This is a genomic window from Lysobacter enzymogenes (assembly GCF_023617245.1).
GTDB lineage: Bacteria > Pseudomonadota > Gammaproteobacteria > Xanthomonadales > Xanthomonadaceae > Lysobacter > Lysobacter yananisis.
In genome coordinates this window covers 2,709,004-2,724,069 of sequence record NZ_CP067396.1, presented here as the reverse complement: position 1 = coordinate 2,724,069, position 15,066 = coordinate 2,709,004, and the positions used below count along the sequence as shown (strand labels likewise).

The window sequence follows — 15,066 nt, the reverse complement described above, 5'->3', positions numbered from 1 at the left end:
TCCCCGTTCCCGAATCGCGAATCCAGGCTGTAATGGACCAACCGCTGATCACCCGCATCGTCGAAGCCGCCCTGCTCGCGGCCAACCAGCCGTTGTCGCTGGCGCAGTTGCACGCGCTGTTCCCGGAGGACCAGCCGCCGCCGCCCGACAGCGTGGAGAGCGCGCTGCAGGCGCTGCGCGAGGGCTGCGCCGAGCGCGGCGTGGAGCTGGTCGAGGTCGCCTCCGGCTTCCGTTTCCAGGTCAAGGCCGACGTCCACGCCTGGGTCGCGCGGCTGTGGACCGAGCGCCAGACCCGCTACACCCGCGCCACCCTGGAAACCCTGGCCCTGATCGCCTACCGCCAGCCGATCACCCGCGGCGAGATCGAGCAGGTCCGCGGCGTGGCGGTCAGCAGCAACATCATCAAGGCGCTGGAAGAGCGCGAGTGGATCCGCGTGGTCGGCCATCGCGACGTGCCCGGCAAGCCGGCCCTGTTCGGCACCACCAAGGCTTTCCTCGACTACTTCGGCCTCAAGCGCCTGGACGACCTGCCGCCGCTGTCCGAACTCAAGGAAATCGGCGAACTGGAGCCGCAGCTGCCGCTGGACGGCGCGCCGATCCCGGCCGGCGTGAGCGCCGACGGCGACAGCGCCGCGGCGGCCGGCGACGGCGCCGACGCGGCGGCCAACGACGAAGCCGGCGCGAGCGCCGACGCTGACGACGAGGCCGCCGACAAGGCCGCAACCGACGCGCCCGCCAACGACGAAGCCGACACGAACGCCGGCTCCGAATCTCAGTCCGAATCCGAACCCGGCGACGAGGCCCAAGCGCCCGCCGCCGATTCCCAGGCCCGCGACGGCGAACCCGCCGCCGAGGCCGAACCCGAATCCCAGTCCGCCGACGCGCCCGCCGCGGCGACGGACGAAGACCCCGAACACACCGTCCTGTCGGACGACCCCGAAGCCGCGCCGGGCGAGCGCGCGGCGGACGCGAACGAACACGAACAAAGCGAACCCGCCGTCGAGACGACGACCGACGCTCTTAACGAGCACGTTCCGCAACTTGAGGCCGAGTCCGAAGACGACCGGCCGGAGCAAGACAAATGACTGAAGAAACCCGTCGCAAGCTTTCCCTGAAGCGCGCCAGCGACGCCGCGGCCGAAGCGCCGCGCCTGGAAGAACGCCTGCACAAAGTGCTCGCGCAAGCGGGCCTGGGCTCGCGCCGCGCCCTGGAGCAGCGCATCGCCGATGGCCTGGTCAAGGTCAATGGGGATGTCGCCCAGGTCGGCGTCAGCATCAAGGGCGGCGACAAGATCGAACTGGACGGCCGCAGCTTCGTCGCCAGCGCCCTGACCGAGCCCTCGCGCGTGCTGATGTACAACAAGCCCGAAGGCGAAGTCACCACCCGCGAAGACCCCGAAGGCCGCCCGACCATCTTCGATTCGCTGCCCGCGCTGAAGGGCGCGCGCTGGATCGCGATCGGCCGCCTCGACATCAACACCACCGGCCTGCTGCTGCTGACCACCGACGGCGAGCTGGCCAATGCGCTGATGCACCCCTCCTTCGAGGTCGAGCGCGAGTACGTCTGCCGCGTGCGCGCTCCCGAGGGCGAGGAGACCGTGCCGGACAACCTGGTCGACCGCCTCGCCCGCGGCGTGTCGCTGGAGGACGGCCCGGCCAAGTTCGACGAGATCGAACGCATCGGCGGCACCGATTCGCACGACTGGTTCCGGGTCGTGGTCAAGGAAGGCCGCAACCGCGAAGTGCGCCGCCTGTGGGAATCGCAGGGCTGCCAGGTCAGCCGGCTCAAGCGCATCCGCTACGGCGGCGTGGCGCTGCCGCGCGAACTGCTGCGCGGGCATTCGCAGGAACTGGCCGGCGACAAGGTCGAGGCGCTGCGCAAGGAGCTGGGCCTGGAAGACGGCCAGCCCTCGGCGCTGACCCTGCAGCCGGTGATCGGCCAGCGCAAGGCGGCCAAGTCGACCGTGCACCTGTCCGGCGGCGAGCGCGCCCACGGCTACGTCGGCGGCCACAACACCGCCGACGAAGGCCGCGAGCTGCGCCGCTTCGACCATGTGCGCGAAGACCGCGGCGGCCGCGGGCGCGGCGGCCCGCGCAAGCACGGCGGCCTCACGGTCAGCGGCGAAGCCGCGGCCAAGCAATCCAACAAGCCGTTCAAGACCCGCAAGGACAAGGGCGTCAAGCCGCTGCCCGAGGGCAATCCGGCGGCGTTCCGCACCTGGTACGTGCCCGAGGGCGTCGAGACCGGCCCCAGCGGCCACCGCAACCCCGACGGCCGCGGCAAGAAGGGCGGCGGCGGCAAGCCCGCGGGCGCCGGTGCGCGCGCCGGCGGCCGCGGCCGTTCGCAGGGCGGCGCCGGCTTCGGCGGCGCGGGCGGCGGCAACAGCCCCTACGGCGGTGGCGGTGGCGCTGCCGGCAACGGCGGCCGCAGCCAGGGTCAGGGCCAGCGCGCGGCGCGACCCTACGGCCACCCGGGCAACGCCCCGAGCTTCCCCTCCGACCACGCCAACCCGGGCGGCTTCAACCCCTACGGCGGCGAGCGCCCCGCGCGCGGCAACGCCCGTCCTAGCGGCGGCAAGCCGCCGGGCGCCGGTCGCGCCGGCGCGCGTCCGGGCGGCGGCAACGCCCGCCCGGGCGGCAATGCCCGTCCCGGCGGCGCGCCGCGTCCGGGCGGCCCGCGCGGCGGTGGCCGTCCCGGCGGCGGCCGCGGTCCGCGCGGCTAAGCGCGCGCAGACACCGTCGAAGTGACCGACGAAGGGCGCGCGAGCGCCCTTCGTCGTTTCCGTAGCCAACAGATGCCAGACAACGCCGGCAAACAAGCCGGCAACATCGGCAAACAACGTCGAATCCCTGCGCCGATGCCCGGCCGCGCACAATCCGTTGCGCGACACCGCAGTGTTTCGCCACGGTCACTTGTGCAATGCACAATTCCTGCCATTTTCGTAGCGTCCCTGCGCAGGAGTGCCCGTCATGAACCTTCCCGCCTCCGCCGTGCCCGCCGCGGCCCTGTCCTTGCGCGACCGCGTCGACGACGCGCTCGACCGCGCCCTGGCCGAACGCCGCCTGGTCGGCGCGGTGGTGCTGGTCGCGCGCGACGGCGAACCGGTGTACCGCCGCGCCGCCGGCCAGGCCGACCGCGAGTCCGACCGGCTGATGCGCGAGGACACGATCTTCCTGCTGGCCTCGGTGACCAAGCCCTTCGTCGCCGCCGTCGCGCTCAAGCTGGCCGAACAGGGCCGGATCGACCTGGACGCGCCGGTGACGCGCTGGCTGCCGCAGTTCCGGCCGCAACTCGCCGACGGCAGCGCGCCGGAGATCTCGCTGCGCCAGTTGCTCGCCCACCGCTCCGGCCTGAGCTACCGCTTCGGCGAAGCCGCCGGCAGCGACTACGACGCCCACGCGGTGTCCGACGGCTTCGACCAGCCCGGCCTGGACATCGAGGAAAACCTGCGCCGCCTCGGCGCGACCCGGCTGCGCTTCGCGCCCGATACCGGCTTCAAGTACTCGCTCGGCCTGGACGTGCTCGGCGAGGCGCTGGCGCGCGCCACCGGCACGCCGCTGCCGCAACTGGTGCAGGAACTGATCGCCGCGCCGCTGGCGATGGCCGACACCGGCTTCCAGGTCGCCGACTACAAGCGCCTGGCCGCGCATTACAGCGACGGCGTCGCCGCCGACGGCTCGCGCCGCCCGCTGCGCATCCACGACGGCAGCGAACTGGCGTTCTTCGACGGCGTCCTGCGCTACGCCCCGGGCCGGATCGAGAAAACCGCCTCCTACCCCTCCGGCGGCGCCGGCATGGCCGGCAGCGCCGGCGACGTGCTCAAGCTGCTGGAAGCGCTGCGCCGCGGCGGCGGCGAACTGCTGGCGCCCGAGTCGGCGGCCTCGATGCTGCAGCCGCACACCCCGGCCCCGATCGAAGGCCTGGACCCGGGCTGGGGCTACGGCTACGGCGCCGCGGTGCTGGTCGATCCCGTCGCCGCCGCCACCCCGCAATCGCGCGGCACCTTCGCCTGGGGCGGCGTGTACGGGCATTCCTGGTTCATCGACCCGCAACGCGGTTTGAGCGTGGTCGCGCTGACCAACACCGCGCTGGAGGGGATGAGCGGACAGTTCACCCTCGACCTGCGCGATGCGGTGTACGCCGGGCTGGACGCCTGAGGCTCAGCGGCGCCGTCGCCGCGACCGGCGCCTGCCGACGAGTTCGACACTGCGAGGCCTCGCCCCGCGCTCGCGGTTAGCCCCGCCCTCGCGGGGACATGGGCGTTTGCGATCGGATCGTCCGCATCCGACGGCCGCTCCCTGTAGGAGCGGCGCAAGCCGCGACCGCGCCAAGGCGCCTACGACGACAGCTGCCCGCAGCCGATGCGGCGACGAGCGCTTGCTCAAGGTCGCGGCGCGACCCGCCACCCCGCGGTCGCGGCTCGCGCCGCGCCTACAGAGGGTGGGGCTGATTACAAGCCCAGTTCGCTCAAGCCCGGATGATCGTCCGGGCGCCGGTCTTGCGGCCAGTGGAACTTGCGCTCGCTGGCGGCGATGGGCCGGTCGTTGATGCTGGCGATGCGCCGCGCCATGCGGCCGTCGTCGGCGAATTCCCAGTTCTCGTTGCCGTAGCTGCGGTACCACTGCCCCGAATCGTCGCGCCATTCGTAGGCGAAGCGCACGGCGATGCGGTGGCCGTCGTGCGCCCACAGTTCCTTGATCAGGCGGTACTCCAGCTCGCGGCTCCACTTGCGTCGCAGGAACGCGGCCGCCGCCTCGCGGCCCTCGACGAATTCGGCGCGATTGCGCCAATGGGTGTCGACGCTATAAGCCTGGGCGACGCGCTCGGGATCGCGCGAGTTCCAGGCGTCCTCGGCCAGGCGCACCTTGTGCGCGGCGGTGTCGCGGGTGAACGGGGGCAGCGGCGGACGCGGTTCCATGGGGGCTCCTGAGCAAAGTAGACAGACTTGTCTACATCCACGCTACGCCATGTAGACGAATCTGTCTACATCGATGGCGCGCGTAGACGAACCGGTCTACCATCGGTCCATGCCTGCTCGCGCCGCCGCCACCCACAACGCCCACAACACCCGCCGCGCCGCCGCGGCGCCGCAAAGCGCGCGCGAGCGCATCCTGCAGACCGCGCACGACCTGTTCTATCTCGAAGGCATCCGCGCCACCGGCATCGACCGGGTCATCGCCGAGTCGGGCGTGACCAAGGTGACGCTGTACCGGCACTACCCGAGCAAGAACGAGTTGATCCTCGCGTTCCTGGACTATCGCCACGAACGCTGGATGGCGTGGTTCGACGCCGCCCTGCGCCGCTTCGGCGACGACGCGACGGCCTTGCCGCCTGCGCTGGCCGAATGGTTCGCGCATCCACAGTTCCGCGGCTGCGCCTTCATCAACGCCGTGGCCGAACTCGGGCCGGCGCTGCCGCAGGCGATCGAGAGAGCGCGCGCGCACAAGCGCGCGATGCAGGCGCGCATCGCCGCGCTGCTGCCGGCGGGGCCCGCGGGCGAGACCCGCGCGCGCGCGCTCGCAGTGGCGGTCGATGGCGCGATCGTGCGCGCGGCCTGCGATGGCGATGCGTCGGATGCGCTGGACGCGCTGCGTTGCATGGTGGCGGCGACGATGGCGAAGAAGCCGCGCTGAGCCGCGCGCGCGGCGCCCCTGCCCGCGCCCATCGCGATCGCCAGCGCGGGAAGCCATGCGCGATCGTGCGCACACCGCCTCGCCGCAGGCGTCGCCACGACCTGCCGAAAAACGCCCTTTCGCGCATTCATCCGACCGCGTAAGCGCTTTGCGCGTGACCCTCGTTGCCACTTCACACACGCTCCATACGCGCTTCGTCTTCGGCCGACACACTGCGGCGCAACCCCTACCGAGGTCCGCGCCATGCTCACCGATACCGCCCGTTTCGATTGCGACCTAGTCGTGGTCGGCGCCAGTTTCGCCGGCGCCGCCTGCGCGTTGGCGGCCGCGCGCGCCGGCCTGCGCGTGGTGGTGCTGGAACGCAAGCGCGATCCGGGCGACAAGCTGCGCACCACCGGTATCGTGGTCAAGGAAGCGGCCGAGCAGACCTGGCTCAGCCGCGCGCCGGACAGTTGCGTGCACCGGGTCGAGCGCGTGCGCCTGTATTCGCCGAACCTGCGCAGCATGGCGCTGAGCGCGCCCGGCTATTACTTCCTCACCACCGACACGCCGCGGCTGATGCGTTGGCTGGCGCAGGAACTGCAGCGCCACGGCGTCGACCTGCGCCTGGGCGCCTCGTTCACCCAGGCCGAGCGCGACGGCGAAGGCTGGCGCATCGAGGGCGTCGGCCGCGCGCGCTTCCTGGTCGGCGCCGACGGCGCCAAATCGCGCGTGGCCGAGCGCACCGGACTGGGCCGCACGCACGAGTTCCTGTACGGGATCGAGTACGAATTCCCCGGCGCGTCGCTGCCCGAATCCGGCGCCCTGCACTGCTTCGTCAGCAAGCGCTACGCGCCGGGCTACATCGGTTGGGTCGCGCAGAACCCGACCGGCGTGCAGGCCGGCCTGGCGCTGCGCCACGACTCCGAGCGCGCGCGCGTGCCAGACATCGACGGCTTCCTGGCGCGGGTGCGCGACGCGGTCGGCCTCGCCCCGGACCTGCAGCCGGCCGCCACCCGCGCCGGACTGATCCCCTGCGGCGGCCCGGTGTTCCCGCTGGCGCGCGACGGCGCGATGCTGACCGGCGACGCCGCCGGCATCGTCTCGCCGGTCACCGCCGGCGGCATCCATTCGGCGTGGGCGCACGGCGAGACCCTCGGCCAGGCCATCGCGCTGCACGCGCGCGGCGTCGGCCCGGCGCCGGAATCCATCGCCGAAGAAGCGGCCCCGCGCTTCCGCCGCAAGCGCGCGCTGCGCTGGGCCTTCGACCGTTTCCAGTTCGACTGGCCGTTCGACCTGCTGCTGAACTCCACGCCGCTGCGCTGGGCGGCCGAGCAGGTGTATTTCCACAAGCGCGGGCTCAGCGAGGAAGAGATCCAGGCGGACGCGGCGCGCTCGCGCGCGTCGGAGCACTATTGAAGTTTCGGACGCGCTTGCTTCGCGGATCGGGGGGCGCGAAACCTCAAGACCGTCATTCCGGCGAAAGCCGGAACCCATTTTGATTTATTGCCGCGCTCTGTTCTGCGGGCAGCTTTGAAGCAAGATCAAAATGGGTTCCGGCTTTCGCCGGAATGACGGTAGGGAGACTTCGCGCGCAGGCGGGTGCGCATGCGCACAGGCCGCAACAGCCTGCACGGCACCGCCCGCGACGGCTCAGGCCAGTTCGAACCGATCGCCGTCCAGCATCGCCGGGAACCGCGCGCGGTGCGCGGCCAGTTCCGCCGCCTGCAGGGTCGTGGTGACCACCACCTCCTCGTCGGTGCATTCGCTGACCGGATGGCCGAGGAAATCGATCACGGCGCTGTCGCCGGCGTAGTGCAGGCCGTTGCCGTCGGTGCCGACCCGGTTGAGGCCGGCGACATAGCACAGGTTCTCGATCGCGCGCGCGCGCAGCAGGGTCTTCCACGGATAGGCGCGCGCCGACGGCCAGTTGGCGACGTACAGCAGCAGGTCGTAGTCGGGCGCGCCGGGGCGCTCGACGTCGTAGCGGTTGCGCGAGAACACCGGGAAGCGCAGGTCGTAGCAGACCAGCGGACAGATCCGCCAGCCCTTCCATTCCACGCTCAACCGCTCGCGGCCGGCGGCGTAGCGCTCGTGCTCCTTGGCGTAGCGGAACAGGTGGCGCTTGTCGTAGGTCCGCAGCGCGCCGTCGGGCGTGGCGAACAGCAGGCGGTTGAACACGCCGTCGTCGGTGCGCAGTTGCACGCTGCCGCAGACCGCGGCGTTCAGGCGCGCGGCCTGCTCGCGGATCCAGGCCACGGTCGGCCCGTCCATGGTCTCGGCGTTGCCGATCGCCTCGTTGCTGAAGCCGCTGGTGAAGGTTTCCGGCAGCAGCACCAGGTCGGTGATGCCCTGGGCCTGGCCGATCAACTCGCCGTAGTACTCGCGGTTGGCGGCGGGATCGTGCCAGCGCGTGGCGCCTTGGATCAGGGTGATGCGCAGATCGTTCATGGGAGTCGGCCGGGCGTGCGTGCTGCCGGCATTATGACCCGCCGCCGCGTCGTTGGCGCGCGACCCGCGCCGGGAATGCCGTGCGCCGGCGCCCTATTCCCAGAACCGGTAGTCATATGCGAATGCCCGGCGCCAGGCGTCCGCCGCCGGGGGGCCACGATCCGGCGCGCGTCAGGCCGCAGCCGCGCCGCGAGGCGTCACGATGCCGGTGAAATCGACCGGAATCGCGAAGCCTTCCAGCTGCATCCACGGCTTGGGCTGTTCCTGCACCTGGATGTCGAAATCGCGGGTCAACAGCGCGCAAAACAGCACCAGCTGCGCATGGCCGACGGAGCTGCCGATGCAGGCGCGCGAGGAGAATCCGAACGGCACGAACGCGCCCTTGTTGGACTGCCGGCGCGAGGCCAGCCAGCGGTCCGGGTCGAACACGTCCGGCGCGTCCCAGTAATGCGGGCAATGGTGCTGGTAGTACGAGGAAATCTCGTACGCCCCGTCCTTCTTGACCCGGATGCCGTCCACTTCGATGTCGTGGAACGCCGGGCGGCGCAGCGCGAACAGTCCCGGCCAGACGCGGATGGTTTCCTTGATGAAGCGCGCCGTGCACGGCAGCTCCCTCATCGGCAGCGCGCACAGCGCGTCCAGGCTCAGCGCGGCGGTCTCCGCGCGGATCCGCTCGCGCCACTCGGGAAAACGGTACATCGCGTACGCCAGGCTGGCCGCGGTGATCCCGGGCAGGCCCGACATGCCCGCCAGCACCACCGACACCAGGTAGGCCACCCGGTCCGTGCCGATGCGCTCGGCCAGCGGCAGCAGCGACTGCAGGAAATCCTCGCGGCGATCGCCGTCGCGCAGCCGCTGCCGGATCTGCCGGCTCACCGCGCGCGCGGCCCTGCGCGAACGGCCGAAGTCGACGATCCGCTGCCAGGGCGAGAAGTTCTGCAGGACGATGCCGTTGTAGCGGGCCTTCTGCTCGCCGATCAGCGCGTCCGTGTCGGCCTCGTCCAGGCCGTCGATCAGCATCGGCAGCAGCGATTGCGAGATGGTCCACCAGCTCAGCTCGCTGAGGTTGCGCACCGAGCCGGCGCGCTGCGCCAGGAAGGCCTGCATGCGCGAGTAGAGGTCGCGCAGGTGCTCGGGTTGCGAGAGCCGCCCGGACTGTTCGATCAGCACCGTGCGCACCACGCTCCAGGCCAGCGGGTCCCTGGATTTGCGCAGCCCCAGGAAATCGATCAGCGAATCCGGCACGGTGAGCCGGTCGGTATTGGCCTTGTCGACCTTGACCGCCAGGACCGGGTCGAAGATGCCGACCACGTCGCCCTGGAAGTCGAGCACCGGCCCTTCCTGGCGGACGCGCTCGAGCAGATGGTCGATGGAAATCACTTCCGCGTTCGTCGTGCGTTCCGTCATCGAGCCTCCAAAGACCAGGGATGGTCTGCGACCATCCCTGGCGCTGCTACGAACTACGCGGAGCGTTGTCGCTTAGAACAGGATCCAGTAGATGTACTTGGAACGGATGCTCTGGGTCGAATTGTTGGCGCGCATGTTCAGCGACACCTGCACGGCACGGATCAGATTGCTCACGTTACGACTCCTTTTCGTTTCGTGGTTGTTCCGATGGAGCCAAGCCTGAAGGCCCGGCGATTCCGTTCTAGCACGCGGCCTTCGCGGCGATTGCTAATAAATTGTTAGCCGGCCGAAACGCCAGACTAAGTCAAGTCGGCGGCGGCACTGCCCCGTTTCGCCGCGCGCGACGGCCGCCGGGTCGGAGCGGCGCCAACGGCGCCTCGCCCTCGCCCGCCGCGCCCCGCCCGTCCGCCGCCTGCGCGAGAGCCGGGGGCCGCGGAAACGAAAACGCCGCCGGAATCCGGCGGCGTTCTGGTGCGGTGCGTCCGCGGGCTCCGGCCCGATCAGCCGACCTTGATGTCCAGCATCGGCACGTTGACCTTCGGCAGCAGGCGCTGGGTGAACAGCTTGTCCTGGTAGTACTTGATCTTGTCGCACTTCACCGGGTGCGGGATGCCTTCGTACAGGAACACCTCGGCGTCGAAGCCCATCGCCTTGAGTTCCTGCGGCAGCATCAGCGCGCGGCGTTCCTCGGACTCGCTGCGCGAGACTTCCTTGCCGCGGGTGACGTTGGTCTTGCGCACCGTGGTGTAGCCGAGCATCTCGGAGTAGTCGTTGGCGTCCTGCTGCTCGCGCGGGGCGTAGATGATCTGCAGCGCGTGGTTGGTGATGATGGTGCGCGAGACGTCCTTGCCGTAGGTCGCGTCGAGCTGCGACATGCTCTGGATGATCGGCAGCAGGCGGATGTTGTAGCCGGCCATGTACGACACCGCCGAGGCGATGATGTCGACCTTGCCGATGGAGGTGAACTCGTCCATCAGCAACAGGCACTGGTGCTTCAGTTCCTTGTTGTTCTGCGGCAGCTCGCGGGTGTTGAGGTTGATGATCTGGCTGAAGAACAGGTTCACGATCAGCCGGCTCTCGGCCAGCTTGTTCGGCTGGATGCCGACGTAGATCGTCATCTTCTTCTTGCGCACGTCGGTCAGCAGGAAGTCGTCGGTCGAGGTGGCCGCGTCCAGCACCGGATTGATCCAGGGGTTCAGCGGTTCCTTGAACGTGCCCAGGATCGAGGCGAAGGTCTCGTCGGCCTGCGACAGCATGTTGGCGAACGCCGACTTGGCGTTGGCGCTGAGGAACGGACGCTCCGACAAGCCCTTGAGGAACGGCTTGAGCTCGCTCTTGCCGTCGCCGGACGACAGCCGGTAGACCGCGCCGATGGTCGGCTGGGTCGCGAACGGGAAACCGACCTTCTGCGCGTCGTCGTAGGCTTCGAACAGGTACAGGGTGAAGGCCATGAACGCGTTGCGCGCCTGGCTGATCCAGAACTTCTGGTCGTCCGAGCCGTCCGGGTAGAGCATCGCGGCGATGCTCATCAGGTCCGAGACGCGGAACGCCGGGTCGCTGGACACGTAGGTCAGCGGGTTCCAGCGATGGGTGCGGCGGTCTTCGGCGAACGGGTTGAACAGGAAGATTTCCTGGCCCTGCTGCGCGCGCCAGCCGCTGGTCAGGTCGAAGTTCTCCTGCTTGATGTCCAGCACCACCATCGAACCCTGGTAGTTGAGCAGGTTCGGGATGACGATGCCGACGCCCTTGCCCGAGCGGGTCGGCGCGGCGAGGATCACGAATTGCTGGCCGCTGAGCTGGACCAGCTTGCCGTTGTACTTGCCGACCACGACCGAGGTCGGGGTCGACTTGAACATGTCCTTCTTGTCCAGGTCGCCGGCGGTCGCGAAGCGCGCGTCGCCGTGCATGGACTGCTTCTTGGGCATGAACAGCAGATACAGCAGGCCCAGATACAGCAGCACGGGGAAGCCGAAGCCGAGCAGGCCGCCGGCCTTGATCTTGCCGGCGTAGGGCTTGACCTGCGGCAGGTCGAGCGCCTTGAGGTACTGCAGATAGGTGTCCCAGGCCAGCGGCGCCTGCAGCTTGAGCAGCATCAGCGTCAGATAGCCCGACAGGTACAGTCCCGCGACCGCGGTCGCCAGCAGCGCCACGATGGCGCCAATCGCCTTCCCTTTCACGTTTTACTTCCTGCTTGATCCCCGAACCCGCTGTCGGTCAGCGTCGCTTCCGGCCTGTCCGGAGCCCGGAACGCTCCGCCGGGCGCGATTGCGCCATCATATCCGGCGAAAGGCTGCCGTTGGACAACAATTCCTTGAGGATCTCGTCGTCCATCCACTTCTGGGCGTCGCCCAGGGTCAGTTCCTGGCGCAGCTTGACCCCGGCCGAGGACATCACCGCATAGGCGTAGACATCCTGCTGGTCGAACTCGGACTCGCGGGTCAGGGCGACGATCTGGAACTTGCCCTTGGTCTGGACGGTGTGGCGGTATTCGCTGGTGTTGCTCATCGGTCCTCCTGGGCCTGCGCGCCGGACGGCGCGCTCAGTCGCGCTCGCGCGTCAATGCGCGCGCGGCCGCGGACTGCTGCGGTTGCTGCTCGTCGTTGCGTTCGGGGTTCCGGCGCTGGCGCTCGTTGTCGCGCTCGCGCTCGGCCTGGCGCTGTTGGTCGCGCACGTCCTGTTCGCGCGCCAGCTGCGCGAATTGCTCGCTGCTGCGCTGCAGCGATTGCTGCGCGGCCTGTTCGGTGTCGACGAAGCTGATCCGCCGGGTCGGCGAATCGGCTTCGCCCTCGATCGCGAACGCGCGCTTGCCGTCCTGGCTGAAGGCGACGCCGTCCACGCGCTGGCGCTCGCGGGTGGCCTCCAGCAGCAGCGCGCCGGCCAGGTTGTCGCGTTCGCCGGGGCTGAACTGGCGTGCCGCGTCCTGGCGATCCAGGCACACGCGCACCTGCGAGAACAGGTCGTGCTGGGGGTGGCTGGGGCTGCTGAGCAGATTGCGCTGCTGCGCCCGGCGCACCTCGTCGAGGGTCTGCGAGGAGGCCTCGGTGCCGGCCCGCAATTGTTGGTCCTGCGAATTCATCGTCGTCTCCCTGCCGGAGCGGCTCCGGTCGCGATTCACGGCCGCCGCGGGCCCATCGAAGGCCCGCCTGCAGCCTACCCCTTTGCCGTGGTCATGGTCGAACCGGGGCGTCCGGCCATGCGCTTGCGACCCGCGAGTCCGGGCAAGCGGCAGCGGCAGGCTCGATCTCCCTAGCGATCGAGCCTGCCGTGCCTGCCCCGCCCTCGCGGACGAAGCCGGGACGTCCTTGTCGCGAACCCCGCAGAGACTTCGATGCCGTCCCTGGCCTGCGGGATCCTCTCGACCGATACCGGCGGTCCACCTCCACCGAAGACGCGGTGCCGGTACCGGTCGAACTGCTGCGCCGCCGCGGCGTCCGTGCCGGGCGATGCCTGCTTGCTGTCGCGGCCGCGGCGCATCCACCGCCACGGCCCAACCGCATCAGCCCAGCGTCATGCGCGGCGGCTGGTGCTGCTGGGTCTGCTGTTTCTCCTGCGCCTGCTGGTCGAGCTTCGGCGCCGGCGCGTCCTGGGCCAGGCGCTGGCTGGTCTGCTCCACGCTCTGGTTCATGGCCTGCTGCTTGTCGGCGTACACGCGGTGGTGGGCCGGATCGTTCAAGCCGCCTTGCACCGCGAACACGCCGTTGCCGTTGACGTTCTGCACGACGTGGTTGATCTCCTTGAAGCCGCTCATGCGCGCTTCGTAGGTCAGCGTCGCGGCGGCGCGCTCGCGGTCCTGCGGGGTGCGGAAGCCGGCGTCCGGGCCGAGCCGCTCCAGGCCTTCCAGCGCCTGCCGGTACATGCGGTTGTCGGGATGGTTCGGATTGGAGATCAGCGACGTCTCGTCGCGGCGCGGGCCGGCCTCGCGCAACGCGTCCAGGGTGCGCGGGCCGGCGACGCCGTCCTCGCGCAGGCCGTTCTCGCGCTGGAACCGCGCCACCGCCTGGCGGCTGCGTTCGCCGAAATCGCCGTCCGCCGCGAGCGGCCGGCCCTGGTCGTCGCGATAGCCCAGACGGTTGAGGGTTTCCTGCATCGCGCGCACTTCGGCGCCGCGTTCGCCCTGGCGCAGCACGCCGTCGGCGCCGGCCGCGGCCGGCTGCGCGGCGCCGTGCCCGCCGGCGCTGTGCCCGCCGGTGTTCTGCCCGCCGACGTGCTGGCGGCGGTTCCAGAAGTCTTCCGGATTGAGGTTGTTGCCCTGCGCGTCCTTCATTTGGTAGTGGACGTGCTGCGCGTACTGCGCCTCGCCGTTCGGCCCGCGCCCGCCCATGGTGCCGATCGCGGTGCCCGGCTCGACCCGCTGGCCGACCACCACCGACTGGCTCTGGGTGTGCAGCAACTGGTGGCGGTTGCCCTCGCCATCGACGATGGTGACGGTGCCGTAGCGGCCGCCGACGAACTCGACCGTGCCCGCCACCGGCGAGTGGATGGTCGGATGGGTCAGGTTGACCCCGGCCTGGCCGCCGACGTAGTTGAAGTCCGAGCCGCCGTGCGGCCCGTTGCCGCGGTGCTCGCCGTAGTGGCCGGTGATGTGCGGCGAACGTCCCTGCTGCGGCGGCAGGATGGTGTTCATGACGTCTTGGTAGGACATGTCGGCTCCTGGAATCCTGGAGTGGGTGACCGGTCGCGCCGGACTTGCGGATCGAAGCGGCGCTGATCGAAGCGGGGTTCGTCAGCGCGGCCCGGTCACAGCGAGTCGTCGCGCATGCGGTACAAGGTCCAGCACTCGCCCTTGCGGAAGAAGAACGAGAGTTGGTAATCGGTATCGGGCTTGGCCAGCATCACCTGCTTGTCGCCGTTGAGTTCGGTCTGGCTCAGCACCAGTCCGTCGGCCTGCTGTTTCTCGCGGCTCGGCATCAGCGGGAAGCTCAGCGCATCGCCGTCGAGCATCGCCACCACCGGCTTGGGCTCGGGATCGGCGTTGGCGTCGACGCTCTCGCTGCGCAGCGGGCGCTGGGTGAAAGCGCGCTGCACCTGCGCGCTGTCGGCGAACGCGGCCAGGAACGCTTCGAAGTCCTGCGACGGGCACGCCGTCGCCGCCGCTGCCGGCGCGGGCGCCGCCACCGACGGTTTTTCCTGCGCGGCCGCCGCCGGCGGACTGTTGGAGGCCATGTCGCAGCCGGCCAAGGCCAGCAGCGCGGCCAGCGCCAGAATCCGGGACCACCGCGTCGTCGTGAATGTCATGCCTTGCTTCCTCGTTGGAACACTTCGATCACTGTCGCAGCCGGAGCCATCGACGTTCTGCGCACCGCGGCACGTCGTCCGCATCGGCCGCCTGCCGCCCGATCGCCGGGCCGTGCACGGCCCCGGCGTCCGCAACGCGCCAGGGTCCGGCGCTCACTGCCTGGGCAGCGATCCCTCGCCCGGCCGTCCCTGGCCTGCCCTCCCTTGCGCGCCGTCCGTTGCCGCTGCTGCCCTGCTCGCCGTCCATGGCGGTGTTGCGTCTGGCGTCCTTGCATCGTGCTTGGTGCATCGTCCCTGTTGCGTCGTCCTTGATGCCTCGCGTCCCTGCAGCGTCCTTGCCGCTTCGTCCCTGATGTCTCGC

General features: G+C 70.1%; 12 protein-coding genes and 1 pseudogene. 5 read left to right on the top strand and 8 right to left on the bottom strand.

The window, feature by feature from the left end:
- Window positions 1-32 precede the first annotated feature (32 nt).
- The 3 genes and pseudogenes from scpB (at window position 33) to JHW41_RS11535 (ending at window position 4,157) form a co-directional block, all read left to right on the top strand.
- Window positions 33-1,089: pseudogene (gene scpB, locus JHW41_RS11545) on the top strand (SMC-Scp complex subunit ScpB).
- On the top strand, window positions 1,082-2,722 hold the full coding sequence (locus JHW41_RS11540; protein ID WP_250449995.1) for a pseudouridine synthase: 1,641 nt from the start codon (window positions 1,082-1,084) through the stop codon (window positions 2,720-2,722). The pseudogene scpB and the gene JHW41_RS11540 overlap by 8 nt, the downstream one beginning before the upstream one ends.
- Window positions 2,723-2,969: 247 nt before the next feature.
- On the top strand, window positions 2,970-4,157 hold the full coding sequence (locus JHW41_RS11535; RefSeq protein WP_250449993.1) for a serine hydrolase domain-containing protein: 1,188 nt from the start codon (window positions 2,970-2,972) through the stop codon (window positions 4,155-4,157).
- Between the two features lie 293 nt (window positions 4,158-4,450).
- Here JHW41_RS11535 and JHW41_RS11530 read toward each other — a convergent pair whose 3' ends face one another.
- Window positions 4,451-4,918 carry a DUF1348 family protein gene (locus JHW41_RS11530; RefSeq protein ID WP_250449991.1) on the bottom strand — a complete coding sequence of 156 codons (468 nt, stop codon included), beginning with the start codon at window positions 4,916-4,918 and terminating at the stop codon, window positions 4,451-4,453.
- Between the two features lie 109 nt (window positions 4,919-5,027).
- Here JHW41_RS11530 and JHW41_RS11525 point away from each other — a divergent pair, with 109 nt between their 5' ends.
- On the top strand, window positions 5,028-5,633 hold the full coding sequence (locus JHW41_RS11525; RefSeq protein ID WP_250449989.1) for a TetR/AcrR family transcriptional regulator: 606 nt from the start codon (window positions 5,028-5,030) through the stop codon (window positions 5,631-5,633).
- Between the two features lie 243 nt (window positions 5,634-5,876).
- A complete protein-coding gene (locus JHW41_RS11520; protein ID WP_250449987.1) occupies window positions 5,877-7,031 on the top strand; it encodes an NAD(P)/FAD-dependent oxidoreductase in 1,155 nt (384 codons plus the stop codon).
- A gap of 234 nt (window positions 7,032-7,265) precedes the next feature.
- On the opposite strand, the gene JHW41_RS11515 is transcribed toward JHW41_RS11520, so the two are convergent.
- The 7 genes from JHW41_RS11515 to JHW41_RS11485 form a co-directional block, all read right to left on the bottom strand.
- Window positions 7,266-8,063 carry an amidohydrolase gene (locus JHW41_RS11515; RefSeq protein WP_250449985.1) on the bottom strand — a complete coding sequence of 266 codons (798 nt, stop codon included), beginning with the start codon at window positions 8,061-8,063 and terminating at the stop codon, window positions 7,266-7,268.
- Between the two features lie 171 nt (window positions 8,064-8,234).
- Entirely contained in the window at window positions 8,235-9,443 is a 1,209-nt protein-coding gene (locus JHW41_RS11510) for a cytochrome P450 (protein ID WP_250449983.1), read from the bottom strand.
- Window positions 9,444-9,970: 527 nt separating this feature from the next.
- Complete coding sequence (locus tag JHW41_RS11505) at window positions 9,971-11,647, bottom strand: type IV secretory system conjugative DNA transfer family protein (protein ID WP_428995504.1); 1,677 nt, start codon at window positions 11,645-11,647, stop codon at window positions 9,971-9,973.
- Between the two features lie 37 nt (window positions 11,648-11,684).
- Window positions 11,685-11,975, bottom strand: coding sequence for a hypothetical protein (locus tag JHW41_RS11500; protein WP_057947822.1), 291 nt, complete (start codon window positions 11,973-11,975; stop codon window positions 11,685-11,687).
- A gap of 34 nt (window positions 11,976-12,009) precedes the next feature.
- Window positions 12,010-12,546, bottom strand: coding sequence for an XVIPCD domain-containing protein (locus tag JHW41_RS11495; protein ID WP_250449981.1), 537 nt, complete (start codon window positions 12,544-12,546; stop codon window positions 12,010-12,012).
- A gap of 420 nt (window positions 12,547-12,966) precedes the next feature.
- Window positions 12,967-14,112, bottom strand: coding sequence for an XVIPCD domain-containing protein (locus tag JHW41_RS11490; protein ID WP_250449979.1), 1,146 nt, complete (start codon window positions 14,110-14,112; stop codon window positions 12,967-12,969).
- Window positions 14,113-14,207: 95 nt separating this feature from the next.
- Window positions 14,208-14,705: a hypothetical protein gene (locus JHW41_RS11485; RefSeq protein WP_250449977.1), complete on the bottom strand. Its 498-nt coding sequence runs from the start codon at window positions 14,703-14,705 to the stop codon at window positions 14,208-14,210.
- Window positions 14,706-15,066 lie beyond the last annotated feature (361 nt).